At 35.5% G+C, this 25027-nt stretch carries 24 protein-coding genes and 2 pseudogenes; 15 read left to right on the forward strand and 11 right to left on the reverse strand.

Translation table 11 applies throughout. The annotated features are described in order from the left end of the window. Nucleotides 1-6: 6 nt before the first annotated feature. The 3 genes from lysX to NPIRD3C_RS04145 are packed head-to-tail and all read right to left on the reverse strand — an operon-like array spanning nucleotide 7 to nucleotide 2227. Nucleotides 7-864 (reverse strand): lysine biosynthesis protein LysX, encoded by an 858-nt coding sequence (gene lysX, locus NPIRD3C_RS04135; RefSeq protein ID WP_148702964.1) that lies wholly within the window; start codon nucleotides 862-864, stop codon nucleotides 7-9. Beyond that, entirely contained in the window at nucleotides 864-1031 is a 168-nt protein-coding gene (gene lysW/argW, locus NPIRD3C_RS04140) for an alpha-aminoadipate/glutamate carrier protein LysW (protein WP_014963701.1), read from the reverse strand. Before lysW/argW ends, lysX begins: the two co-directional genes overlap by 1 nt. Further along, nucleotides 1028-2227: an argininosuccinate synthase gene (locus NPIRD3C_RS04145; RefSeq protein WP_148702965.1), complete on the reverse strand. Its 1200-nt coding sequence runs from the start codon at nucleotides 2225-2227 to the stop codon at nucleotides 1028-1030. The genes lysW/argW and NPIRD3C_RS04145 overlap by 4 nt, the downstream gene beginning before the upstream one ends. 136 nt (nucleotides 2228-2363) lie before the next feature. On the opposite strand from NPIRD3C_RS04145, the gene NPIRD3C_RS04150 reads away from it, so the two are divergent. From NPIRD3C_RS04150 to NPIRD3C_RS04170, 5 genes are all read left to right on the forward strand, one after another. Beyond that, the gene (locus NPIRD3C_RS04150) at nucleotides 2364-3389 is read left to right on the forward strand and encodes an ABC transporter substrate-binding protein (protein WP_148702966.1); all 1026 of its coding nucleotides are present in this window, start codon (nucleotides 2364-2366) and stop codon (nucleotides 3387-3389) included. Beyond that, complete coding sequence (locus tag NPIRD3C_RS04155) at nucleotides 3389-4150, forward strand: ABC transporter ATP-binding protein (protein WP_148702967.1); 762 nt, start codon at nucleotides 3389-3391, stop codon at nucleotides 4148-4150. The genes NPIRD3C_RS04150 and NPIRD3C_RS04155 overlap by 1 nt, the downstream gene beginning before the upstream one ends. An 8-nt stretch (nucleotides 4151-4158) precedes the next feature. Further along, nucleotides 4159-4917, forward strand: coding sequence for an ABC transporter permease (locus NPIRD3C_RS04160; RefSeq protein ID WP_148702968.1), 759 nt, complete (start codon nucleotides 4159-4161; stop codon nucleotides 4915-4917). 102 nt (nucleotides 4918-5019) lie between these two features. Further along, nucleotides 5020-5730 (forward strand): hypothetical protein, encoded by a 711-nt coding sequence (locus NPIRD3C_RS04165; protein WP_148702969.1) that lies wholly within the window; start codon nucleotides 5020-5022, stop codon nucleotides 5728-5730. 70 nt (nucleotides 5731-5800) lie between these two features. After that, the gene (locus NPIRD3C_RS04170) at nucleotides 5801-6907 is read left to right on the forward strand and encodes a hypothetical protein (protein WP_148702970.1); all 1107 of its coding nucleotides are present in this window, start codon (nucleotides 5801-5803) and stop codon (nucleotides 6905-6907) included. A gap of 15 nt (nucleotides 6908-6922) precedes the next feature. Here NPIRD3C_RS04170 and NPIRD3C_RS04175 read toward each other — a convergent pair whose 3' ends face one another. Further along, a complete protein-coding gene (locus tag NPIRD3C_RS04175) occupies nucleotides 6923-8023 on the reverse strand; it encodes an MFS transporter (protein ID WP_148702971.1) in 1101 nt (366 codons plus the stop codon). 113 nt (nucleotides 8024-8136) lie between these two features. Here NPIRD3C_RS04175 and NPIRD3C_RS04180 point away from each other — a divergent pair, with 113 nt between their 5' ends. Together NPIRD3C_RS04180 and NPIRD3C_RS04185 are read left to right on the forward strand one after the other, a co-directional pair. Next, nucleotides 8137-9099: a homocysteine S-methyltransferase family protein gene (locus tag NPIRD3C_RS04180; RefSeq protein ID WP_182126504.1), complete on the forward strand. Its 963-nt coding sequence runs from the start codon at nucleotides 8137-8139 to the stop codon at nucleotides 9097-9099. A gap of 32 nt (nucleotides 9100-9131) precedes the next feature. Then, nucleotides 9132-11630: a methionine synthase gene (locus tag NPIRD3C_RS04185; RefSeq protein WP_148702973.1), complete on the forward strand. Its 2499-nt coding sequence runs from the start codon at nucleotides 9132-9134 to the stop codon at nucleotides 11628-11630. On the opposite strand, the gene NPIRD3C_RS04190 is transcribed toward NPIRD3C_RS04185, so the two are convergent. Beyond that, nucleotides 11627-12364 (reverse strand): methylenetetrahydrofolate reductase, encoded by a 738-nt coding sequence (locus NPIRD3C_RS04190; RefSeq protein WP_148702974.1) that lies wholly within the window; start codon nucleotides 12362-12364, stop codon nucleotides 11627-11629. The two genes, NPIRD3C_RS04185 and NPIRD3C_RS04190, sit on opposite strands and share 4 nt — an antisense overlap. A gap of 68 nt (nucleotides 12365-12432) precedes the next feature. Here NPIRD3C_RS04190 and NPIRD3C_RS04195 point away from each other — a divergent pair, with 68 nt between their 5' ends. The 3 genes and pseudogenes from NPIRD3C_RS04195 to NPIRD3C_RS11100 all read left to right on the forward strand — a co-directional run. Beyond that, a complete protein-coding gene (locus NPIRD3C_RS04195; protein WP_148702975.1) occupies nucleotides 12433-12984 on the forward strand; it encodes an NUDIX hydrolase in 552 nt (183 codons plus the stop codon). A gap of 37 nt (nucleotides 12985-13021) precedes the next feature. Beyond that, the gene (locus NPIRD3C_RS04200) at nucleotides 13022-13180 is read left to right on the forward strand and encodes a 60S ribosomal protein L39 (RefSeq protein ID WP_148702976.1); all 159 of its coding nucleotides are present in this window, start codon (nucleotides 13022-13024) and stop codon (nucleotides 13178-13180) included. Next, nucleotides 13181-13363, forward strand: a pseudogene (locus NPIRD3C_RS11100) (50S ribosomal protein L31e); the annotation flags it as partial. Between the two features lie 47 nt (nucleotides 13364-13410). Here NPIRD3C_RS11100 and NPIRD3C_RS11105 read toward each other — a convergent pair. From NPIRD3C_RS11105 to NPIRD3C_RS04230, 4 genes and pseudogenes are all read right to left on the reverse strand, one after another. Further along, a pseudogene (locus tag NPIRD3C_RS11105) lies at nucleotides 13411-13716 on the reverse strand (pentapeptide repeat-containing protein); the annotation flags it as partial. Nucleotides 13717-13890: 174 nt separating this feature from the next. Beyond that, on the reverse strand, nucleotides 13891-14841 hold the full coding sequence (locus NPIRD3C_RS04220) for an FtsZ/tubulin family protein (RefSeq protein ID WP_148702977.1): 951 nt from the start codon (nucleotides 14839-14841) through the stop codon (nucleotides 13891-13893). 73 nt (nucleotides 14842-14914) lie between these two features. After that, a complete protein-coding gene (locus NPIRD3C_RS04225) occupies nucleotides 14915-16183 on the reverse strand; it encodes a tRNA (N(6)-L-threonylcarbamoyladenosine(37)-C(2))-methylthiotransferase (RefSeq protein WP_148702978.1) in 1269 nt (422 codons plus the stop codon). Nucleotides 16184-16186: 3 nt separating this feature from the next. Further along, nucleotides 16187-17548: an aspartate ammonia-lyase gene (locus tag NPIRD3C_RS04230; RefSeq protein ID WP_148702979.1), complete on the reverse strand. Its 1362-nt coding sequence runs from the start codon at nucleotides 17546-17548 to the stop codon at nucleotides 16187-16189. A gap of 119 nt (nucleotides 17549-17667) precedes the next feature. Between NPIRD3C_RS04230 and NPIRD3C_RS04235 the strand changes: the two genes are divergently transcribed. The 3 genes from NPIRD3C_RS04235 (at nucleotide 17668) to NPIRD3C_RS04245 (ending at nucleotide 21195) form a co-directional block, all read left to right on the forward strand. Continuing rightward, nucleotides 17668-19062 (forward strand): multicopper oxidase domain-containing protein, encoded by a 1395-nt coding sequence (locus NPIRD3C_RS04235; RefSeq protein WP_148704119.1) that lies wholly within the window; start codon nucleotides 17668-17670, stop codon nucleotides 19060-19062. A gap of 67 nt (nucleotides 19063-19129) precedes the next feature. Then, nucleotides 19130-20062: a D-2-hydroxyacid dehydrogenase gene (locus NPIRD3C_RS04240; RefSeq protein ID WP_148702980.1), complete on the forward strand. Its 933-nt coding sequence runs from the start codon at nucleotides 19130-19132 to the stop codon at nucleotides 20060-20062. Between the two features lie 104 nt (nucleotides 20063-20166). Then, nucleotides 20167-21195, forward strand: coding sequence for a hypothetical protein (locus tag NPIRD3C_RS04245; protein ID WP_148702981.1), 1029 nt, complete (start codon nucleotides 20167-20169; stop codon nucleotides 21193-21195). Here the strand turns inward: NPIRD3C_RS04245 and NPIRD3C_RS04250 are convergent. After that, on the reverse strand, nucleotides 21192-21707 hold the full coding sequence (locus NPIRD3C_RS04250; protein ID WP_148702982.1) for a thr operon leader peptide: 516 nt from the start codon (nucleotides 21705-21707) through the stop codon (nucleotides 21192-21194). The two genes, NPIRD3C_RS04245 and NPIRD3C_RS04250, sit on opposite strands and share 4 nt — an antisense overlap. Beyond that, nucleotides 21704-22363 carry a hypothetical protein gene (locus NPIRD3C_RS04255; protein ID WP_148702983.1) on the reverse strand — a complete coding sequence of 220 codons (660 nt, stop codon included), beginning with the start codon at nucleotides 22361-22363 and terminating at the stop codon, nucleotides 21704-21706. Before NPIRD3C_RS04255 ends, NPIRD3C_RS04250 begins: the two co-directional genes overlap by 4 nt. A gap of 1237 nt (nucleotides 22364-23600) precedes the next feature. On the opposite strand from NPIRD3C_RS04255, the gene NPIRD3C_RS04270 reads away from it, so the two are divergent. After that, complete coding sequence (locus NPIRD3C_RS04270) at nucleotides 23601-24056, forward strand: 50S ribosomal protein L15e (protein WP_148704121.1); 456 nt, start codon at nucleotides 23601-23603, stop codon at nucleotides 24054-24056. A gap of 1 nt (nucleotide 24057) precedes the next feature. Beyond that, nucleotides 24058-24897 (forward strand): CFI-box-CTERM domain-containing protein, encoded by an 840-nt coding sequence (locus NPIRD3C_RS04275; RefSeq protein ID WP_425338877.1) that lies wholly within the window; start codon nucleotides 24058-24060, stop codon nucleotides 24895-24897. The last annotated feature ends 130 nt before the right edge of the window (nucleotides 24898-25027 follow it).

Below are 25027 nucleotides of genomic sequence, written 5' to 3' on the forward strand. Positions count from 1 at the left end.
TATAATTTATTTCCTAACGTAGTTTAGAGCAAATTCAACCATTTCTTTTGGTATATTTCGTTGTGCAACTCTTGACAGACCCTTGAATTCTACAGTATTGTTGACCTCGTGAACAACTAGACCTCTCTTTTCATCTTCCATAATGTCTATTCCTAGGATCCCTCCGCCCATCGCCTTTGATGCTTTTGCGGCCATAGCTTCCATCTCTTTTGTGATCTCACAAAGCTCTGGATCGGCACCAAGTGCAATGTTGGTCTTGAAACCTCCTGAAGATTTTCTATACATGGCTGCAACAGGCTCATCCCCTATGGTTATCACACGAATATCTCTTGGAGGTCTTTCTACTAATTCTTGCAGATAGTAAATCCTGTCATGTGGACTATCTGTAATGTCTCTAATCTCAGAAACTGCATCCATTGTATCTCTGTCTTTGATTGGCATTACACCCCTTCCCCAACTACCAATAACTGGTTTGATTACTAATGGGTAACCTACTTTCTCTAAATTTTCAGCTGCACTATCACTTGTAAATGAAAAATATGTTTTTGGTGTTGGAACTCCATTTTTTTTCAAAAGTAATGTCATGAACATTTTATTACCACAAATACTTGCAACATCAAATTTGTTTAGAACAGGAATATCCATAAACTCTAGACTTGCAGTAAAATGTAATCCTCTGAAATAACTCACACATCTCTCTAGAACAACATCTCCAAAGTCAAAATCTTCTTTTTTACTATCTGTATTGACTTGAGTGATCTTTGCATCTAACATTACTGCATCATGCCCCAACTCGGATGCTTCTTTTTGAAGCATCTTTTCTTCAGCTCTTAGGCGATCAAACACAATACAGACTTTTGACATTACTCTCCCCAGTCTTCGCCTACGCTTTCTGCTTGTTTAAGCTCAACATTTGATCCGTCTTTTTTTGCGATTTCAAAGTCAGCACCACAATCAGGGCAGGAGACTATTTCTCCTACTGAGGCATCGTCTGGGATGTTTAGTGTTGCGTCACATTCTGGGCAGTTCATGTTTTTGTTGACCTTTTCTTTTGTAATTTATTAGCTTCTGTTGATTGCATTCCCCACAATTCTACAAATCCTTTGGCCAACCTTTGATCAAAAGTGGATTCTGTTCCATAAGTAGCGATTTCATGACTATAAAGAGAATTCTTGGATTTTCTTCCAACTACTCTTAGACTCCCTTTGTACATCTTTATCTTGACTGTTCCAGTAACAGGCTTTTGAGAAGCTTCTATGAATCCATCTAAATCTGATTTTAGTGGATCTTGCCACAACCCTGAGTATGTTAGGTATGCCCACTCATCATCAATTATTGACTTGAATTTGTTTTCATGTTTGGTGTGAACCATTTTTTCTAAATCAGAATGTGCCTCAATTAAGCAAGTAGCAGCTGGTGTTTCATAGACTTCTCTGGATTTTATTCCAACAACTCTGTCTTCAATATGATCAACAATACCAACTCCGGCATCACCTGCCTTTTTGTTAATGTATTCAATTAATTTTTGACCTTCCATAGTTTTTCCATCAACTCCTACAGGAATTCCTTTCTCAAATTTAATTTCTAGATATGTTGGTTTGTCTGGTAAATTTTTTGTTTTTACCCAAATGAATGCATCATCTGGTGGTTCGTTATATGGATCTTCTAAAACACCACCTTCAATTGCACGACCCCACAAGTTCTGATCAATACTAAATTTTTTTGCTACAGTGTCAATTTCAATCCCGTGTTTTTTTGCAAATCTTAATTCTGTTACCCTGTCTAAATTCTTATCCCGAATTGGTGCAATGATTGGAAGATTGGAACCAGAACGTAGTGTAATATCAAAACGTACTTGGTCATTTCCTTTTCCTGAACATCCATGTGCTAATGATGTTACTTTTTCTTTTTTTGCAATCTGTAAAACTTTTTCAGCAATTAATGGTCTTGCAAGTGCTGTTGCTAAACAATATTTTTTTTGATAAAGAGCATTTGCTTTGATTGATGGAAAAATGTAATCTTTAACAAATTCTTTTCGTGCATCAATGTTGTAGTGTTTTTTTACTCCTAATTTTTTTGCCTTTGCTGCAATTTTTTTATTGTCATCACCTTGTCCAACATCTACTGTTACTGTGATGACATCCATGTCGTGTTCGTCTTGTAAGTATTTTACAACAACTGAAGTATCTAGTCCTCCAGAAAATGCAAGAATTCCTTTTTGAGTCATAAAACATCTTTTCCGTCGTATTTTGGAATTTATCTTTTGTGATAGGCTTGTGCATGTAATTTTTTTCTTGAAAAATTTCTGGCTAGCTTGAGCTAAAATTCGATGATTATTTAACCGCCAAATATAACGCTGTTTTATGAAAATCCGTTCGGCAATTGTTGGAGGAATTGTAGCAATTGTTGTACTATCTGCACTTGGAATTGCTCTTAACTCCAGTGATACTGCACATGAAAATAAAATTCGAATCGCATACTTTCCAAACATTGGGCATGCCATTCCGATTGTAGGGATGGAAAAAGGATTTTTTGAAGAAAAAATTGGTTCTGAAACAAAAATTGAAACCAAGGTGTTTGACAGTGGACCTCAAGCAATAGAGTCCATATTTGCAAATTCAATTGATCTTGCGTATGTTGGTCCAGGACCTGCAATTAACGGATTTTTAAATTCTGAAAATAATAATGTCAAGATTCTTACTGGTGCTGCAAGTGGTGGTGCTAGTTTTATTGTGCATCCTGATTCTGAAATAATCACTGCTTCTGATTTTGCAGGAAAAAAAATTGCTGCCCCTCAAATTGGAAACACACAAGATGTTTCATTACGTCATTATTTGTCTGAAAATCAACTAAAACCAGCTGAGAAAGGTGGTAGCGTAATTGTTTACAACATTCCAAATCCTGACATCTATACTTTGTTTGTAAAAGGAGACATTGATGGTGCATGGGTTGCAGAGCCATGGGCTACAATTTTAGAAACTGAACTAAATGGAAAACGACTGTTCTATGAAGAAGAACTTTGGCCAAACAAGGAATTTGCATCAGTTCTCTTAATTGGAAATACTGATTATGTTAAAAAAAATAAAAATATTATTGATAAATTCCTTGGCGCTCATCATGATACGATGATTTGGATAAATGATAATCCTAAAGAAACTAGAATTGTTTTTAACAATTTTCTTAATTCCTACTTGGGCCAATCACTTTCTGATGATGTTGTAGACATTGCTTTATCTAATATTCAAATCACTGATGATCCTAAACCTGATTCTGTTGTTTCCTTTGCAAAAAAAGCTGATACGCTAGGATACCTTGGAAGAAATGGATATGATTTGTCTGGAATTTTTTACAGCTTTGATACAAATTCTCTAAAGGGGGACAAAACCTAATGCCTAAACTGGAGGCCAAAAATATTGTCAAGTACTTTAGCCATGATTCTCATAATCTCAAGGCTTTAGGTGGTATAGACCTCAAAGTTGAGTCTGGTGACTTTGTATGTTTGATAGGTCCCTCTGGATGTGGAAAATCTACATTTTTACGCATAGTTGCAGGCTTGGAGAAGCCTGATGATGGTCAGATACTCTTTGATGGTCGCCCAGTAACTGAAACAGGACCTGAAAGAATAATGGTATTCCAAGAGGGTGCATTGTTCCCATGGCTCAAAGTTCAAGACAATGTGGAGTTTGGATTAAAGATGGCAGGTATTCCACGAGAGGAGCGTGCAAAGATATCTCATAGATATCTTGACATGATGCAGTTAACAAAGTTCACTGACTCGTACACGTACCAACTTTCTACGGGAATGAAACAACGTGTAGCTATTGCAAGAGCTCTTGTGATGGATCCTGATGTACTGCTTATGGATGAACCGTTTGCAGCACTTGATGCACAAACACGTGATTTGTTATTAGTTGAAATGCAATTGATTTGGGAGAAAACAAAAAAGACCATCTTATTTGTTACACATAGTGTAGCTGAAGCTGCAGTTCTTGGAACAAAAGTTGCAGTTTTTAGCAATCGCCCATCTGTAATTAAAAAAGAAGTTGATAATGACTTTCCAAGACCTAGAGTTACTGAAGATGAGTCTTTGATGAAGTTTCAACAGGATCTTCTTTCTGAACTAAGACCTGAGGTAAAGAAAAACAAGTAGTGGTTACTATGGCAAAAAACTTTACTCCTCACAGAATTACATTTTACATTGGAATTGTTGTTGTTTGGCAAATAATTGCAATGACTGGACTTTGGCCTGATAATGTTTTTCCATCTCCATATGAGGTAGCTGAAGACTTGGGTTATGGTGCAGCTGATGGAAGTTTGTTTTATGGTATTGCAACAAGTATGTGGAGATTGGCAGTTGGATTGGCCATTGCAATTGCAGGTGGCATAGTTTTAGGAATTTTTATGGCACGAGTCGAAGTGATCAATCAGACTGTTGGTTCTTTGGTTTTAGGTTTGCAATCAATTCCTTCTATTGCATGGGTGCCACTTGCAATTCTGTGGTTTGGTCTTACTGATGGTGGAATCATATTTGTTACTGCAATTGGCGCAATCTTTGCTGTAACCATTAACACCTACACCGGAGTCAAAAACATCAATCCTCATTTTATAGAGGCTGCAAGAAATATGGGGGCAAAAGGTGGCCAGCTTATCACTGCAGTACTAATTCCTGCTGCATTTCCTTACATGATTTCGGGTTTTAAGCAGGGCTGGGCATTTGCATGGAGAGGAGTAATTGGTGCTGAAATTCTATTTTCATTCTTAGGATTGGGATTTTTGCTAAATGCTGGACGTTCTCTAACTGACGTCTCTCAGGTAATATCTATTATGCTTGTAATAATGGGAATAGGTCTTGTAGTAGATGGAGTTGTTTTCAAAAGACTAGAAGACAAAGTAATGTCTCGTTGGGGTCTAAGATAATTCAAATTTCTATGTTTTTTGTAACAACATTTTTTGACACTGAGAAATCATCAGTAACAAAGATGCGTAATCGCTTATTATATTCTGACTAGTCATACTCTAATGAAAAATGCAAAACTGTTTTCAGTATTGGCAATAGTAATGGCCATCGCAATTGCCCCAATAAGTGGAGCATTTGCACAGTCAGATGTTGCTGCTGAAAATTCTAACAAAATTGACAAAGACAGAAAGGCATTCTTTGATGCAATAAAAGATCAAAGAAATGCACTACGAGATCAAATCAGAGATTTTAACGACCAAAGAAAAGACAGACTAACAGATAGTGCACATGACAGAATTCATGTTGAACCAACTTTATCATTTGATGGAGTTACCTCTGGATGGGCTGTTGTAAATGGTATAGCATATCCTGCAGACTTTACACTAGACGGTAAAGCAAGACAAACAGAAAAAGGCTGGCATCTAACTGGAGTGGGAACTATTCATGTTGGTGAAAGAAATATTCCATTTGATCTAAAGGGATTTGCAAAGGGTAATCATGTAAGTATGAAAGGAGTATCTCAAAATAATGACTCTATTACCATTCATCTAAGAGGAAACTTTGCACCTGTTGCTGAAAGTGAAAATTCATTTGCACTTGCATTTACTCGTGCTGCAATAACTGTAGTAGATTCTGATGTCAAAGTACCATTAGTTCTAGTTGGAGATGTGACTGTAAACCCACTAGTTTCCGATGAGGAACCAATATCTGATGAAACTGATTTTGAATCAGACACACAAGACCTAGATGAAGTATTGGAATTATTAACATAGTTCCATCTTTTTTTATTTTTACTGAATAGAATCTTGATCTCTTATTAATCATGAAATCATGATTGTTTTAATGACAAAAACAACAGTGTTGACAATTTTTTCAGCCCTGATTCTGTTTGCAGGAACTTCTATGGCATTTGAGTTACTTCCTCAAGCCGAAGCACTCAAAGGACAAGGAGTACCTTCAGCAAAATTTGGTATTGGTACAAAAGGAGTTGTCTGTGGAGACAAACTTTGTTCTGAAGTAGAAAAAGAACAACCAAAAAAAGTGAAAAAAGAATCAACAGAGCCTAAAAAGAAAGAAGAAGTAAAGACTGAACCTAAAAAGAAAGAAGTAAAGACAGAGACAAAACCAACAGATCCTACAAAGAAAGAATCAATCAAGACAGAGAAAAAAGATTCTGAAAAAGATAAGATTGCTCAAAAAACGGCTGCAGAAAAACAAAGATATGATGAACTTACATTGCCGCCACGAACTATTGTAACTAAAACTATTACATCTATGCAAGACTCAGGCCTTGGACATGAAAACCACCAACTTGCAATAATATTTCCACCAAGTGATAAGGTGTATAGAGGAATGCTAACATATGTTGCATCTGAACCTGTTCAATTAGTTGCACTTCATGGACCCCTTGCACCAGGAGAAGAACAAGGACAAGCAATTTGGAGTCCAGATGGTGAGACAAAATTTGCCTTAACATTCATACCCAAAAATACTGCAGCAGGAACTTGGCACTTTGCAGGTAATGCAATTGCAGTGCACACCATGAATGAAGAACCATTCACAATTTCATATACTGCAGCATATAGAGAACGTGCATTATCTAATGTAGTAAAAAGTGAAACCATTACCTCATCACAAGACCCAGGTCTTGGACATGAAAACCACCAGATTGCAGTTTTGTTGCCACCACGAGACAGAGCATATTTTGGAACACTTGGATTTGCAGCATCTGAACCTGTTCAATTAGTTGCACTTCATGGACCACTACAGCCCGGTCAAGAACAAGGACAAGCAATTTGGAGTCCAGATGGTGAGACAAAATTTGGTTTGACCTTTATTGACAAGGATACTTCAAGTGGAACTTGGCAGTTTGCAGGTCATGCAATTGCAGTGCATACGATGAACCAAGAACCATTCACAATAAGCTACTCAATAGCTACAGGACAGTAAATATCTCCTTTTATTTTATTTTTTAATTTTTAGTGATACTACAAACGCACATACAATAATTGCAATTGCAAAGTACATTACTGCAACATAGTCAAATGCAAACGCAATGCTTCCAGCTACTACGGGACCAACCACAGTTGCAATTGATAATGTTGAACTAAAAATTCCTGTAGATGTTGAACGTGGGTTGTTTTCCATTAGGTGAAAATTTCCTCCGATGAACAAAAATGCCCACGTTGCTCCCACTAGTGACATAAACGGCATTGCCATCCACCACTCAGTAACAAATGATAATCCTATAAAGACAAATGTCGTACACCCAATTCCAATTTTAAATTTTGTAACATTTGACAGATGAATTTTGCTTGCCATAACATTCATCAAAATAAATGCAGTCAGTGTGTTTGCTACATATACAATTGATATGTGATAAAGCTCACCTCCTAGTTTTTCTACAATCATTATTGGAAGAATTGTCCATACAGCTGCTGCCCCAATATGCCTTAAGAGTAATGATAAGAAGAGAAACTTGTTTTTTGAAATAACTTTTTTTGTAGTACCAGGTTTTACTTCCTTTTCTTGTTCTGGATTTGGAAGTTTTATTGTAAACAATAATCCCACTACAAAAGATGCGGCACTGATCAAGAAAATTAATTGCAAGTCATTTGCAAATCCAGCTGCTGCAATTCCTGCAAGCCAACCTAGTGCATGAAATGATATTACCGTAGCTGCTCTCTTTTTGTCAATGTTTGCCTCGTAAGTATATGCAATCATTGCAGGAATCATTATTCCACTTGCAACTCCTGCTGCAATTCTTACTAGAAAAAACATTGAAAGATCGGTTGCAAAATAATGGAGTCCAAATGCTATGGCACACCCGATAAAACCAATTCTGATGAATTTGAGTCTAGTTCCTTTCTTGTCTGAGTGCCTTCCAAAATAGATTTCAGATAAAATTTGAGCAAAACTAAACGAGGCTACCAAAAGTCCTATTTCAAATACAGACTCTGTAACACCTTTTGCAATAATAGGCATGAATACAAAGACAATTGAGATTCCTGCATGCTGAAAAAAGGTGGCAGTACGTACTAGATTGTTTACTTGAAGTTTTTGCATAAATGTACTCAAAAATTGTACTTGACCTAATTTCAATATACTTATCAATACCACTTTTGTTTGTGGGTTTTTCTGAAAAGAGTTAAACTGTGCCAAGCTATTTTGAAATTAAATTGACTGAGAAAGAATCGTTTTTGGATGCACTACAAAAACGAGTTTTACTTTTTGATGGTGCAATGGGAACTGAGATTCAAAAATTTAACCCAAAACCTGAAGATTTTCCAAATAATCAAGATGGATTCAATGATGGTTTGGTACTAACACATCCTGAATGGATAAAAGAAATTCATAAAAAATATTTAGATGCAGGAGCTGATTGCATTGAAACAAACTCTTTTGGTTCAAATAAAATTAAACTAGATGAATACGGATTTGGTGATCAAACAATTGATTTTAACAAAAAGATTGCACAACTTGCATCTGAAGTTTGTCAAGAATATTCTGATAGGCCTCGGTATGTAATTGGTTCGATGGGACCATCAGGATTTCTTCCAAGCTCAAATGATCCTGATTTGGGACAAAAACCTCTTGATGAAATTAGAGATGCATTTGAATTACAAGCTGAAGGGTTGATTTTAGGTGGAGTAGATGCATTACTAATTGAAACAAGTCAAGATATTCTAGAAGTAAAATTAGTAATTGAGGCATGTCATAATGCAATGAAAAAAACTGGAAAGAAAATCCCAATCATTGCAAATACTACATTGGATCAATATGGAAAAATGCTACTTGGCACAAACATTCAAGCTGCATATACTACTGTCTCTGATATGGGCATTGACATATTTGGAATGAATTGTTCTACTGGTCCTATTGAGATGACTCCAAGTGTTAGGTGGCTCGATGAACAAAATGAGCACAACATTCTGGTAGTGCCAAATGCTGGTATGCCTGAAAATGAAGGTGGTCAGGCAGTCTACAAGATGACTCCAGAAAAAATGGGTGATGCATTAGGTGATTTTCTTAAACAATACAAAAAAGTTCGAATAATTGGAGGCTGCTGTGGGACAAATCCTGAGCATATCAAAGTTCTAAGAAAAGTAATTGACGAAAAAGCCAACTCTGTCGAGGGTTAAGTATTTAGAAAAACTGAGATGATTTTACAATATTGACTATTCCTAGAGTAAGTTCTGCATTAAAGGCAGTTGACCTAAAGCAAATTCCTCCCCCATTAATCATTGGTGAGCGAATAAACACTCAAGGCTCTCGGAAAGCAAAACAACTTGTTCTTGCTGATGACTATGATGGACTAGTTGATTTAGGTAGAACCCAAGTTGAAGATGGTGCACATTGTCTTGATGTGTGTGTTGCAACAACTGAGCGAGCTGATGAAAAAGAGTTCATGTTGAATCTAGTTAAACGACTGAGTTTAGAAGTAGACGCACCTCTCGTAATTGACTCCACTGATCCTGAAGTCATTGAAGCATCTGTAAAACAAATTCCTGGAAGACCAATAATTAACTCTATTAATCTTGAAGGTGATGGGAGTCGATTTGCAAAACTTGCACCCATTATGGCAAAATATGGTCTACCTGCAATTGCTTTATGTATTGGTCCTGATGGAATGGCAAAAACATCTCAGCAAAAATTGGATACTGCTGAATTACTTTTTGAAACCGGCAAGAAATATGGATTAAAAATTGAACAATTCATTTTTGATGTTTTGACATTTACTCTTGCAACAGGAGAAGATGAATTCCTTGATGCAGGAAAAAACACTCTTGAAGGAATTCGTCTTGTAAAAGAAAAATTTCCAAATTCATTTACTACCTTGGGTCTAAGTAACATCAGTTTTGGATTAGTACCATATGCTAGAAAAATTCTCAATTCTGTTTTCCTACATCATGCAATAAAATCTGGCCTTGATACTGCAATTGTTAATGCAAAGGAGATCATACCATATGGTGAAATTGATGAAAAAGAAAGAAAACTTGCAGAAGATCTAATCTTTAACACTCATCCTAATGCACTATCTGAATTAATTACATACTTTGAGAATGTAGGACCTCAAAGCAGTACTGCATCTAAAAAAGTAGATGTTGACCCATCTTGGCCTGCTGGAAAGAAAGCTAACTTTAGAATTGTCAACAGGCTTAAGGATGGAATTGAAAATGATGTTGTTTCTGCTATTGCAGATAAAGTTAAGAAAAATGACATTCTAAAAGATACTGACGGTAAATTTTCACTTGATGCCACTCCAGAAACAACACATGATGGCGCAATTAGAACCCTCAATGAAAATTTACTTCCTGCCATGAAAGAAGTGGGAGACAAGTTTGGAGCAGGCGAATTAATTCTGCCTTTTGTTTTAAAATCAGCTGAATGTATGAAAGCAGCTGTTGGTGAACTTGAAAAATATTTAGTCAAAGAAGAGGGGTCCAGTAAAGGTAAGCTTGTCTTGGGAACTGTTTATGGTGATGTTCATGACATTGGGAAAAATCTTGTAAAGACCATCTTTCAAAATAATGGTTACACTGTTTATGACCTTGGAAAGCAAGTTCCACTACAAAAATTCCTTGAAAAAATCGACGAAGTGAATCCAGATGCTGTTGGTCTTTCTGCGTTACTAGTTTCCACCTCAAAACAAATGCAGTTTTTTGTAGAGCATGCAAGAAAAAACAAGATGAACATTCCAATCCTTTGTGGGGGTGCTGCAATTAACAGCAATTACATTAATCGAATTGCAAAAGAAGATGGAATTTATGAGCCGGGTGTTTTTTACTGCAATACTATGTTTGAAGGACTCAAAACAATGGATACTCTGATTTCAGATGAAAAACAAAATCTCTTGGCTCAATGGAGAGAAAAATTAGAAAACTGGAAAGAAAAATCAACTGCTTCTGTTGACCCATCTACTCTTCCTAAAAGTAACATTAAACCTGTTGATGCCCCTACTCCAACAAACATCGGAGAACCAATCCGCCTTAAGTTGGATCAAATAAAGATGGATGAAGTATGGCAACTTATTGACAAAAAATCCCTTTTCAAACTATCTTGGGGTCTAAGAGGTAAAGCAGGCGCTGAATCAGAGGCAGACCATGAACAATTGCTTAGCCAATGGAAGATTAGAATAATTCGAGAAAAATTATTTGAGCCCGAAGTTGTTTATGGATACTTCAAATGTCACAACAAGGATGGAAAATTACTTGTAGAAAATCCTCGAGGTGACAATGTGGAATTTGATTTCCCACGTTCGACCAAACCCGAACATCTTTGTTTAACTGACTATTTTGGTAATGATGATCTTGTTGCATTTCAAGCTGTTACAGTTGGAAACAAAGTTGCTGATATCATTGAAAAATGGAATCAAGAAGACAAATACACTGATGCATACTATCTTCATGGATTAGCAGTTGAAGTTGCCGAAGCTTTAGCTGAATGGATAAATCGAAAAATCAAATCTGAATTAAACTTGAATGAAGGTGGCTTGAGATATTCTTGGGGATTCCCTAGTTGTCCTGATGTACTGCAGCATCAATTGGTATGGAAACTTTTAGAGCCCGAAAAATCTGGTATGGATTTAACCGAATCAGGGCAGATAATCCCAGAGCAATCAACTGCAGCAATAGTAGTGCACCATCCTAAAGCACAATACTTTGTACTTTAGATGGCAAATTCATTCAAAAATTCGTTTAATCCTGAAAAATCATTTGGAGATGTAATTAAAATATCTCCTGTAATTTCATGTGCTTTTTTTAACAATTCTTCAAACTCTTGACTGTATGATTCCAAATCTAGATTCAAAAACGCTGCAGATTTTTCATTTTTTTGTGATGGAAATAAAATAATTGGAATAACTGCAAATCCTTTGAGCTTGTTTGATAATTCTTGTACTTGTTGTACGTTTTGTACCACTTGAGTCATGAATCCCTTTGGTTTTGCATCAAATTTCTTTTCAAGTTTTGAAAAATTGGGTTTGTTTGGTACTGAAAGATACAAATCAATTTTTGAATCAATGTTTCTCTCTCGTAATTTTTTTACAGTCAAACTTGGTATTTGTCCAGAATCTTTTTTGCCTGTTTGAGAAGGGTCTCCCATCAAAATCAAAATTCCTGAAAAACCTATGTCGATACACTTTTCAACAAAATCTGAGATTTCCTCTTCTGTTTTGTCTCTAACTCTGAGACTTACTGTGATTGGCAAATTTGGCATTTCATTTTTTATTATTTTTCCTACATCTAATGGTGATGCTCTTTGGTATCCTAACACATTTTCTGTAAGATGAATTGCATCACATTTTTTTGAAATAATCTTTATTCTATCAACGAATTTCTTTATTGATTCATCTGTATTTACATCAGGTAAAATTTTAGGTGGATTGGCTTCGTATCTAATTGTCATATTGTAATTTTTTGTACCCTTGGTTAAAACCTTTGAATACCAAAACCCATATGGAAAAGTGGGAAATAATGTTAACGTTAGAAAAAATTGAATCTATTTTCTCTACACCAATTGATCCTGTTTTAGAAAATACTGGGAAATATCGACTTGCATCAATTCTTGTTGTGATTTATGGACAAGAACCACTAGTTGTAATGACTGAAAAACCAAAAAATATGAAATTCCATGCTGGCGAAATATCTTTTCCAGGAGGAAAATTGGATACAAATGATTCAGATCTTCTTGATACTGCATTACGTGAAACTAGTGAAGAAATTGGCTTGACCATTACAAGAGATCAAGTTGTTGGGCAACTAGATCCTGTTGTGACACTGAATTCTGGCTTTCTTATTTTGCCTTTTATTTCGGTTGTTAATGAAATACCAAAACTTTCTGCAAATTGTGAAGTTGAAAAAATTTTTCATATTCCCTTGGAGCCATTTTTGAAAACTATGGCGCACGATCCTGATCCTTCACATAACATTATTCAAGAAATGTACACCTTTGAATATCAAAACAAAATAGTTTGGGGTGCTTCTGCTAGAATCTTAAAACAAATTCAGAGAGCCTTAAAATCCTGAGATTCATTTAAAAAGAGCTCTTCGTGCCTGAAAAACTATGGCTGCACGCAAGTCCTCTCCAAGGAAGATTCGTTTGTTGAAGAAAACAAGACAGGCATCACCAGTACCAGCTTGGATTATTCTCAAGACAAAGAGAAACGTTAGAACAAATCCAAAACGTAGAGCTTGGAGATCAACTGATGTGGAGGTAGGATAGATGTCTCAAGAGTTAGAACGTGTTTATACAATTAATCTAGGTAAAGTATTACTATCACAATCACAACACAGAGCTGTTAGAGCAATTAACATGATCAAAGAATTTGCTCGTCATCACATGAAAGTTGAAGATATTAAAATTGAAGAAGATTTAGCTCATCAAATTTGGGCAAAAGGAATCCGAAGTCCTCCAAGAAAAATCAGAGTTCGAATGAGTAAAACTGATGAGGGTTATGTTCTTGTTTCTACATATGAAGAAGATGTTGAATCTAAAGTAACTCCAGAAAAAGAAATTCCAAAAGTTGATGATAAAGTAGAAGAACCAGCTAAAGAAGCACCAAAGAAAGAAGAACCAGCTAAAGAAGCACCAAAGAAAGAAGAACCATCTAAAGAAGCACCAAAGAAAGAAGAACCAGCTAAAGAAGCACCAAAGAAAGAAGAACCAGCTAAAGAAGCACCAAAGAAAGAAGAACCAGCTAAAGAAGCACCAAAGAAAGAAGAACCATCTAAAGAAGCACCAAAGAAAGAAGAACCAGCTAAAGAAGCACCAAAGAAAGAAGAACCAGCTAAAGAAGCACCAAAGAAAGAAGAACCATCTAAAGAAGCACCAAAGAAAGAAGAACCATCTAAAGAAGCACCAAAGAAAGAAGAACCAGCTAAAGAAAGTAAAGAATAATCTCTTTCAAAAAAATTTAATTTTAAAAAATTATTTTATTCTAATTGGTATAAATCTAGTTTGCAATCGATACTGCAATCTGGTGTAGACCAGTCAAGAGTATCTTCTTGTGGAATCATTCCAAGAGGATCATAATTATCAAACTTTGTCATTCCTTGTATGGATGATAACATTACTACTTTAGATTCTTCAGCAGTTGAAGTCATATCAATTTGTGAATTGCTTTCACTAAAAATTCCGCTTGTAAGATTTGTAATTGAGTTTAAGACGCCTACTGGAATGTTGCTTCCTCCTACGACATATAATATTGAACGTTTTACTGCGTTAGGTGGAGCGTTTTCGTATAACATTTTTAGTGAATCTCTAAGTGAATCCTCAATATTTTGTCCTTCTTTGCTTGTTGTAAGGATGTTTGTCTCAGAAGTCATCTCTGAGGTTCCAAGTGATTCAACTACATGCATTATTGCTGAGTTTGCAATGTCGTAGCATGCTTTAGGTGTCAAATCAGGATTGCTCTCAAGTAACGAGTCATTATCCAGTACAATTGTGCATTCAGAGTCTTCTCTAACTCTTTTTAGTGAAACGCCTGAATTGAAAATTCTGTCTTTTTCATATTTGAAAGGCATAATTGCAAATGAAATCAATCCTTTATCTGATTCCTTGCATATCTCAGAAACAACTGGGGCTATAGCTGAGCCTGCTTTTCCAGCCAAATTACTCATCATGACAACTGTGGAATAGCCTGAAATCTTTGATTTGATCTCCTCAGATATATTGTAGGCTGAGCCTCTGATTAATTGCATAGATGGATTCACTACTGAATCTGTAGAAACATGAACAGATGGTACTTCCTCTACAAAGTCCTTTGAATCATTACTAATCAAAAGACAATTTGAATTTAGTGAATCTTTTGCTTTAACTGCTAATTTTGAGCCTACGCCACCCAAGCCAATAACTAAAACTGGTTCTTTTACTTGAAAACTCATTTCAGATCCTATTCGCTGAATTCCATAAAAAACCTTCTTACGTTTTTTTAATCAAATTTTAGATCTAAAAAATTTAGCTTGCGATCTTCCCAAGAAGACTGTTTTGTGTAGAACCGACAATTTCTACAACACGTGATTGCCCAATACCCACCTGTTCTGGGACAAACACTGGCTTGTAAGCAAAATTTCTACCTTTGATACCCTCATCAGTTTTTTCATCAAAGAGAACATTTCCTTTCCAACCGATCCACTTTTTGTTGTTCTCTAATGATATATTGTTGATCTGCTCAAAAATCTTCTTACTTCTTGACTTTACTTCTGAAACATCGATTTGTACCCGCTCAGCAGCTTCAGTTCCTGGTCTTGCGCTATATTTTGATAGATTTACTACATCTGGCCTTGTCTCATCAATCAAATCTACTGTTTTTTCAAAGTCCTCTTTTGTTTCTGATGGAAATCCAACAATAATGTCAGTTGAAATAGTAAAGTTTGGGAATCTCTCTCTTGCCTTTTTTACTATTTCTCTAAAGGTTCCTGCAGTATGGCCTCTTTTCATGTCATGTAATACTTTGTCACTTCCACTTTGGACTGGAATGTGTAGAAACTTGAAGACTTTGTCATTATCATAAGACTCAATTAATTTTTCTCTAATTCTTGGCATGTACATTGGATTCATCATTCCAACTCTTATCATAAAGTTCTCTGGAATTTCTGAAACTGCATTTATCAAAGAAGGTAAATCAGTTCCAATATCAAATCCATAACATCCATTATCTGTTGATGTTAACCAAATTTCCTTACACCCTTCATTAATCTCTGTTTTTACTTGTCTTACGATATCTCCTAATCTATAACTTTGAAGATCTCCTTTGGAAATTTTAGTTTGACAAAAGGTACACTCACTCATGCAACCACTTGCAATCTCAACTATTCCTACTGCTGGATTGAGTCTAACCTTTGGAAGTCCAACTTTAGATAGATCTGAATCTTCTAATGCAATTTTTTTTCTGCCTTTAAGTGTAGAATCAATTACTTGTAGAGTTTTACCTAGAGAATTTGGACCAAGTAGGCTAGCATTTTCAGAAAATTTTTCAACAGTTTCCTTTTCTGCCTTTGGTAGACAACCAGCTACTACAAGGGGTTTTGTCTTTAATGATTTTATTCTATGAATCATCTTGTTTGCTGTGGCATCTTTTACAGAACATGTGACAACGATATTGAGATCCGATTCTGAAGAATCTTCAACTAAAGTATGACCTCCATTTAGAACTAGTCCTGAAATCATTTCAGAATCTGCAAAACTTGCAGAACATCCATAGGACTCTACAAAAATCTTTGCCATACTTTATCCAAACAGAGAATCAATTTCCTTGTTAGTCATTAATTTCTTTGAAACAACTAATTCTCTGATAGTCTTTCCAGTTTTTAATGATTCTTTGAATAGTTCTGCAGATTTCAGATATCCAATTTTTGGAGTTAGTAGAGTAACGATTACTGGACTATTTTCAATATCTGCACGTAACTTGACTTTGTTTGCAGTCAACCCATCAATCAAATTTACAGAAAATATTGGTAAGAAATTCTTTAACATGTCAGTTGATTCTAACATACACTTTAGCATTCCAGGCAACATTACATTAAGCTCAAACTGGCCACTCTGTGCGGCATATGATACTGCAGTATCGTTTCCAATCACGTTAAAGCAAATCATATTCATGCATTCAGCTAATGATGGATTTACTTTTCCTGGCATAATTGATGAACCTGCGTGTACTGCAGGAATTCCAAGTTCTGCTAATCCTGCAATTGGACCTGATGCCATTAGTCTGATATCATTTGCAAGTTTTCCAATTTCTAATACCAAATTTCTCAATGCACTTGAACAATTTGCAACTGCATATTTGCTCTGTAATCCATGTTGCATGTCTTTTTCAGGTTTTAATGATAACTTTGAAACTTTTGCAAGCTCTGATATTGCAATTTTCCTGTAACCCTTTGGTGTGTTTGCACCAGAACCAACAGCAGTTCCACCAAGTGCAACATTTTGTAATTCTTTTTGCGATGCAACAATTTCATTTCTTGCTTTAGTAATTGATGTAACGTAAGCTGCAAATTCACTACCTAGAGTAACTGGCAATGCATCCATGAGGTGTGTTCTTCCAATTTTTTTAAATGAGGAAAACTGTTTTGCTTTTTTAGATAATGACTTTATCAAAATGTCAATTGCTGGAATTGTTTCTTTGAGATTCATTAAGATGGCAACATGCATAGCAGTTGGGTATGTATCATTACTTGATTGTGACATGTTGACGTGATCATTTGGGTGTAGGAATCCATATTGTCCTTTCTTTTTGCGTAAAATTTCTAGCGCAACATTTGCTATGACTTCATTTGAATTCATGTTAAATGCAGTTCCCGCACCAGAATTTATCATGTCTACTACAAACTGATCCACATACTTTCCAGACAAAATTTTATCACATGCAGAAACTATTGCTTTTCCACGTTTAGTATCAATTGCTTTTGTTTTCATATTTGCTATTGCAGCAGATCTCTTAATCATGACAAATGACTTTATCAAATTCTCATGGCCTTTGTGTCCAGTTACGTGATATTGGTTGATTGCTCTTCCAGTAAATGCCCCATAATATGCGTCTGCAGGAATTTTGACTTTACCTAAAGAATCTTGATCTAAACGAAATTTCATTCTAAAACCAATTATTTACACCCATTATTCATTCTTTTTCAGATATTTTCATATTTCAATAATGGGAATTATTATATAGGATTCAGAAGCCACCGCACTTAATGAATAAGCGTGTTAGTATGCTCTTTACAATTGCAGCAGTAGCTGTAATGGGCGCAACCTTATTCGGAAGCACATACACACAAACCCAAATTTCTGGTCAATCTATTGACATGACCCAAATGGATGTCGATGTCTTAGATAAAATCAGACATATGGGAGGTTTACAGCTTGTAATGCCTGAAGCATTCGCAGAAACTGATTGTGGTGTTTTGGAATCATCCGGTAGAACCGTTCATGATTTCCAATTAACTGGTGAAAGTGTTGAACTTCCAATTATGGGAGGAAAGACCTACAACGCCATGACCTTTAGTGGTACAGTCCCAGGACCAACACTAAGAGTTACTCAAGGTGATGTAGTCAAAATGACACTTACAATTCCAGATGATGAAGTTACTGGACACGGTAACGACATGCATGCATCTCAAATCTCTGCAAGCGCTTTTGAGTCTGTCAATCCTGGCGAAACAAGTCAGTATTGTTACATCGCTGAAGCAGCTGGTATTTTCAAATACCATTGTTCTGGTGTCAAACTAATTGGTATGGACCAACACGTACTTTCCGGCATGTACGGAATTGCAATTGTTGATCCAGCTAATGGATACAAGAAACTAATGGTTGAGAAGACTAGTGGCAGCGGTGAACTTGACAGAAAGTTCTATGATGCAGATGCATTAGAGTTCCAACTCCAATACAATCAATTGTACCTAACACCTGAAGGCAATTATGATGCCGGCGCAATGTTCAAGCATCATAACACTGCAACAGTTGTTAACGGAATGCAATTTGGTTATGTACCAAATATGGCTCATAACTTACTCGTCAATGGTGATGTAAACAAGAACATCTTTGTTGCACAACCATGGAATGGACTTGAACACAAGCAATACCAATCACAGCTCTTATTTGTTGAAAATGATCAACACGTAAGACTCTTCATTGAAAACCAAGGTAACGAACCAGTATTCTTCCACATTGTTGGAGAAATATTGGATAGAGTTGTCCAAGGTAACAGAGTACAATCCGCAGCAACTGAAACATGGTTACTCGGTGGCTCACAAGGAATGATTGTTGACTTGGTATTTGATGAACCAGGTGCATACGCAGCAGTAAACCATGACTATGCAGCAATTTACACTGGCGCAGCTACAGTCTTTGTAGCAGGTGATCCATTCGGCTTGAACCCAGTTCTAGTTGAAAAAGGAGTTATCCCAGCACCAGTGCCATCTTATGCATATGCTTTAGGCAATCCTAGTGATGCTGTCCCTCCAATGGGAATGAACAGTATTGCTCATCCTGCACTAAACATTCACGGTTTATACACTGATGAAGTAGCTTCTGAAATGCAAGCAAGTGGCGATTATGTCGCATTATGGGAAGTAATTCCTGTAGTAGCAGAAATCCTAACTTCTTGATAATATCACATCTTTTTCTTTTTATTATTTTGAATGAATTATATTCTGTAGCTCCATTTGATATTCTATGGGATTTGATGATTCTGTATTGATCTGTGATGAAGTGGATCCAATTTTAAATAAAATTTTAGAAGACAATGACTTGAAAATATCATATGAACCAGAAATTACACCTGACCAAATTTTAGAAAAGATTTCTAATTACAATATTGTAATTGTTAGAAGCAGAACGACAATCACAAAAGAAATGATCGATAAAGCAGATAACTGTAAAATTATTGCCCGTGTTGGAGTTGGACTTGATAATGTTGATCAAGAAGCTGCCAAAATAAAAAACATTAGAGTAATCAATGCAGTGGAAGGGGCAATGAATGCCGTAGCTGAATTAGTTTTAGGACTAATGTTGTCCCTTGCAAGACAAACAGCAAGAGGTGATAGAGGAATTAGAAATGGACAATGGCTTAAAAAAGAATTGAAAGGAACAGAGCTTAAAGGAAAATATCTTGGAATTATTGGATTAGGAAATATTGGAAAAAGATTAGGTAGACTTGCACGTGCACTAAACATGAACATTATTGGATATGATGTAGTTCCAATTGATGAAGAATTTTCAAAAGAAGTTGGTTTGATGAAAGCAGACTTGAATACTTTGTTACAAAGTTCTGATTACATCTCTATTCATGTTCCATTATTGGATTCAACTTATCATCTCTTAGATGCACAAAAAATGTCTACGATGAAAAAGACTGCAAAAATTATCAATACTTCTAGGGGCGGAGTAGTTGATGAAGACGCACTTTATGATGCTCTCAAAAATGGAACTTTGGGTGGTGCAGCCCTGGATGTATTTGAAAAAGAACCTGCTGTTGGAACAAAATTGGCAGAACTTGACAATGTAATTTTGACTCCGCATATTGGTGCCCAAACAAAAGAAGCGCAATCATTGGCTGCAAATGTTATTGCTGAGAAGATTATCCAGATTTTAAGAGGCGTCATCTAGAAGCATTTCTGCCTGAACTTTAAAAATAAGCAAAAAAGTTGACTTTTACGTGATTTATTATCGTCTCTTTGTTTTTAACCCCAATTTGGAGGAAGTCAATCGTATTGAATAATCAGAGTCTAAGTCAATTCCAATCTGAAAGACTAAAACGTTTGGCTAATGGAAATTCCCTGCTAAAAATATCTCTTGGATTGATACTCTTTACAATAATTTCTTCTGCTTTCGTATATGCTGAAACGATGTCTGTTGATGTTGAAGGAACCAGTTATGATGTAGAATACACAGTTACAGGAATGTCTGTATCTGGTATCGAAGCTGATGTGGATTTTATTTCTCTAATATTGACTGTAGATGTTACTGTGTCTCCTGGAATTTTAGAAATTACCTTTGATAGATCTTTTTATGATTCAGTTTTTGAGGGACAAGATGATGATTTTATTGTCATTGCTGATGGTGGATTAGAGCCAAATTTTTCTGAAACTGAAACAACCTCTGAAAGTAGAACTTTGAGAATTGAATTGCCATCAGGAACTCAAGATGTTGAAATCATTGGTTCTGTATTTGGTCAGTCTGTAGAAGAAACACCTTCTGAACCTGAAGAAACACCTTCTGAACCTGAAGAAACACCTTCTGAACCTGAAGAAACACCTTCTGAAACTCCTGAAAAACAGATCCCTGCAGCATTTGTAGACTCTTCAAAAGATCCTAGATTCTACGTTGAACGATATGTTTCTGAGCCATCTTACAAAAAATGGTTTGAAGACAATTATTCTGATTATACTTTTCATGAAGCATTAGATATTTCAAAATCTGAATTAGACAAACTCATAGCTGAGATTAAAAAAGAGCAATCTAAAGAACCTGTTGTAGAAACTCCAAAGGAAACAACAGAGTGTGGTGAAGGAACAGTTCTCAAAGATGGAGTATGTGTTTTAGATGAAAGATGTGGTCCGGGAACTGTTCTAAAAGATGATGTATGTGTTGTTGAATCTCAAACTTCTGCACCAAAAGAGATTTCTTTCAAAGGTCTTAGTAGAGAACTAGGATATAGCTTCATTGCAGCATTTGTAATCACTGGTGCAGTGGCAATAATTTTGGCATTGATGTCAAAAGCCAGCAAAAGTAGTAACTAGTCACAAGTCAAATCTTCAGCATTCATTATTTGGTCAAACTCAAATCCTGTAATTTGTGTAGTTGATGAATATGGAATGAGGTTCAAAATGGGTGTGTCTGTCTGAATTACCACAACAAATTGATTAGGGTCTAATCTGATATCCCCTGAATCAAACTCAAAATCAAAATTCATGAAAACATGTTGTGCATTAGAAATATCTTCAGAAGAAAAAACCCCTTCTTGAACTCCAGATGCTAATGGATCAAGTGTTAATGGCTTGACTACATATGATCCTAAATATGCATCCGTGTAGAACACTGAAACTTCAAATTTTTGAAATGAGATCCAAAATGGCAGTGTATTGCAAAATTCTGTTTCCCCATGATTCAACATTGTAAAAAATGAAAAAGTTCCAGGAGAATACCATCTGTATTCTAATTGTTGACTACCAATAACGTTCATTGCAGAAAATAAAAACGGACTAATGATTACTATGATTGCAATTATGGTGATTACGGAATACTTGTTCATATTTCATCTTTTTTGTCCTGACTAAGTGATATTATGTTTCTCTCAATTAGATTGTTTATTGCATTTACCAACTCATCGTCGTTTATTGCTCCTTCAAGCCACCAATACCCTACATTCTTTACCCATTCAGGAATTGTTATGTCGTAGACAGATGTCTCGTTTATGTCAAAAGGAATTTTGAAAATATTTTCTTCTTCTGTAAACTTTTGAAATGCATCAATCAAAAAACCATCTGAGATATTTCCTGAAAGCCAGTTTGCCATAATTGGTTTTACTACCTCTGGGATGCATACTTTGTCTGCGTCAATTAATGTAAACTCTGCAGTTGTTTGAGCTCCTGAATAATTAACATCAATGAAATACTTTCCTAGTGGAAAAATTTCTTTTTCAAAAGCAACGCGTGATGGTATTGGGTTTTCTAAATCTGTTATTGGAATGGGGATTGCACTGCTTCCCTTACCCGTTTCATCTCTGATGTGAATAATTGCTGGATTTCCTGTAACCTCTGAAACCTTGATTGTATAGAATAGTTTCTCACAATAGCTATAAGTTGTTTTTTCCATGATTATCTCAACTGATGGCTCTGCATATGAAAATGGGATTATGCCTAAATTGGCTACTAGTGCTGTGAATATAATTACAGTTGATATTTTCATCTTTTTTTGTGCACTTTTGGCTCAATAAAAATCTCATATCAATGCTCAGGAATCCTTTTTAACAACTTTGACGTAATTGAACTATCGAGTTTTCTGCGGAAGCAACTCTTAGAGTGCGTGGAATGTGATGCCCCACTCAAGAGAATTTTAATTACTTAGCAGTACTTATGTTTGTCCCATTTACAGTCCGGATTTAGAATTTTTGTCCTAAATACAGTGTTTGCAAGGACTAAACCCTAGGCTATTTGCAACTTCTAGTGTATCTGGTGAAAAATACTGCCTATTCTTTTTTTCAACATTGTAGATATTGCATTCTTTTTGCTTGCAAGCTAGGTGATGTACAATTTTCAAATTCGTATCTCCTAAATAACCTGCTATTTTATTCCAACTCCAAAATTTTATGGCACATCATACATTCACGCTTGTTCATTAATTCAGGCATCTTTGCTGATATTGGATGCTGGCAAGTTTCTTGATTTAATTCCCAATATACCAAATTTATTTCTCCAAACGATTGTTAGATTTTTTGTGTTTTCTTTCATGCTGTAATATTTTAAAAAATGTATTGGGTTGCCCTTCCCAACTAAAGGAGCATTCTCTACAAGAATATTTCATTTCAGCCCTCTAAAAACGAATGGCCCTTGTTCGTTTTCATTAATTTTTTCTTTCGCATATCTCTTTCGTGAAAAGAGGATTTTATAGAATAATCATAACTTGGAAAGAGATGCTCAAATCTCTCTTCAATAATCTCATTATCCTGTATTGTTTCTGACAATAATTTTACCATCCTTGTGTTGGGTGACAATCACAAACGCACCCATTAGTACAATGCATCCTGGAACAATCCTCACATCTTTTACTTATTGTATAACTTCTTTTTTCCATCTGACTTTTTCTGTTAGGATTAGATAAATCATAAAGAAAAACAATGAGGAACTTGATTTTATCTAAAATAAAGTCAACTCATTAATGTCTTAAATAGCTAAAATTAATCGCTTTATTATGAAATGTCAGTGTACCTCTAATGTGTTATGTATGTTCCATTATATTCTGGCAAACCCTGATTCTATCAAGCCTAAAAATTGAAAATGATTCATGTTAGTCCTTTTATTCACTAAATCAAATGTTTTCAATATCTTAAAAACTCTAGTATGCGGTAACTACAAGTCTATATTGTGATTAAAGACGGAAAAATGACGTTTTTACAGTTATTAAAGGGGATTTTACTATGCCCGATATGCCTAGTCGTCAAGACCAAATATGGATCAGACTTTGGAAAGAGAATGCTCCAGAACTACGTGAACGTATTGTTGGCTGGCGTAAACAAAATGCAATTACTCGTATTGACAAGCCTAGTAGATTACAGAGGGCAAGACGTTTAGGGTACAAAGCAAAACAAGGCATTGTTGTTGTTAGAATGAGAGTAGGTACTGGTGGTATGAGAAAACAAAGACCTACTGGTGGAAGACGTCCAAAACATCTTGGTGTTACAAGAATCAAGGCAGATGACAATATGAAGACTGTTGCAGAGAGAAGAGTTTGTGAAAGATATCCAAACTTGAAACTTTTAGGTTCATACTTTATCTACAAAGACGGAAAACATTATTGGTTTGAAGTAATCTTGGCAGACCCAGATCATCCAAGAATTGCACAAGATAAAGAATTAACTAAACGAATATCTCAAACAGCATAAATTGAAAATAACATTATTCATTCCAATACTCTTACTTTTGATAGTATCTCCTGTGTTTGGTCAATTATCTGATAAAACAGGATTGCTTACTAGACTTGATGTTGATGTCAGTGGTCACACTTTTGAAGTTGTCACTGTCTCAAACTTTAAGATTTTAGATCATGAATTTGACAAAGATGAAAAACGTCTAACCATATTTGCAAACAGTGGTCTTGAAAACAATTTGGGCGAAGTAACAATTCCTAAAAATTTACTTGGTGGAAATTTTACTTTTTATCTTAATGATGTACAAGTTACTCAAGAATCAAAATCTAATAACAGAATCTCGTTTATCACTTTGAATTTTACTGGAACCGGTGATAATAAAATCGATATTATTGGAACTAATGCCTTGATTGGTGTAAAAGAGATTGAAATTACACTAACTGATAATGAGCAAGATAATTCTGATGATAATGCTGGTGGTGGTTGCTTAATTGCAACTGCAACATTTGGATCTGAGCTTGCACCTAAAGTACAAAAATTGCGAGAATTAAGAGATAACAAACTAATGCAAACAGAATCAGGTAAAAATTTTATGAATTCATTTAACCACTTTTACTATTCATTTAGCCCACAAATAGCAGACTATCAAAGGCAAAATCCAACATTCAATGAACTAGTCAAGGTGGGAATTACTCCTATGCTCAACTCTTTGTCTCTTCTAAATTATGCTGAAACAGAATCTGAGGTTCTAACTATTGGGTTATCATTAATCATACTCAATACTGGAGTGTATTTTGCATTACCTGCAATTGTAATTGTAGGAATCAAAAATCTATTTTTTAAACATAATCCATAATCTGGTTCCTACAAAAATCCCTACTGCTAATGCAATTAACAATGGAACAATTATCTGCCCTTCTTCCACATTTTATAATATTTTTGATTTGACTTAATACTTTTTACAAATCCTTAAAATTTAGATTTCA

Source organism: Nitrosopumilus piranensis (assembly GCF_000875775.1).
Lineage (GTDB): Archaea > Thermoproteota > Nitrososphaeria > Nitrososphaerales > Nitrosopumilaceae > Nitrosopumilus > Nitrosopumilus piranensis.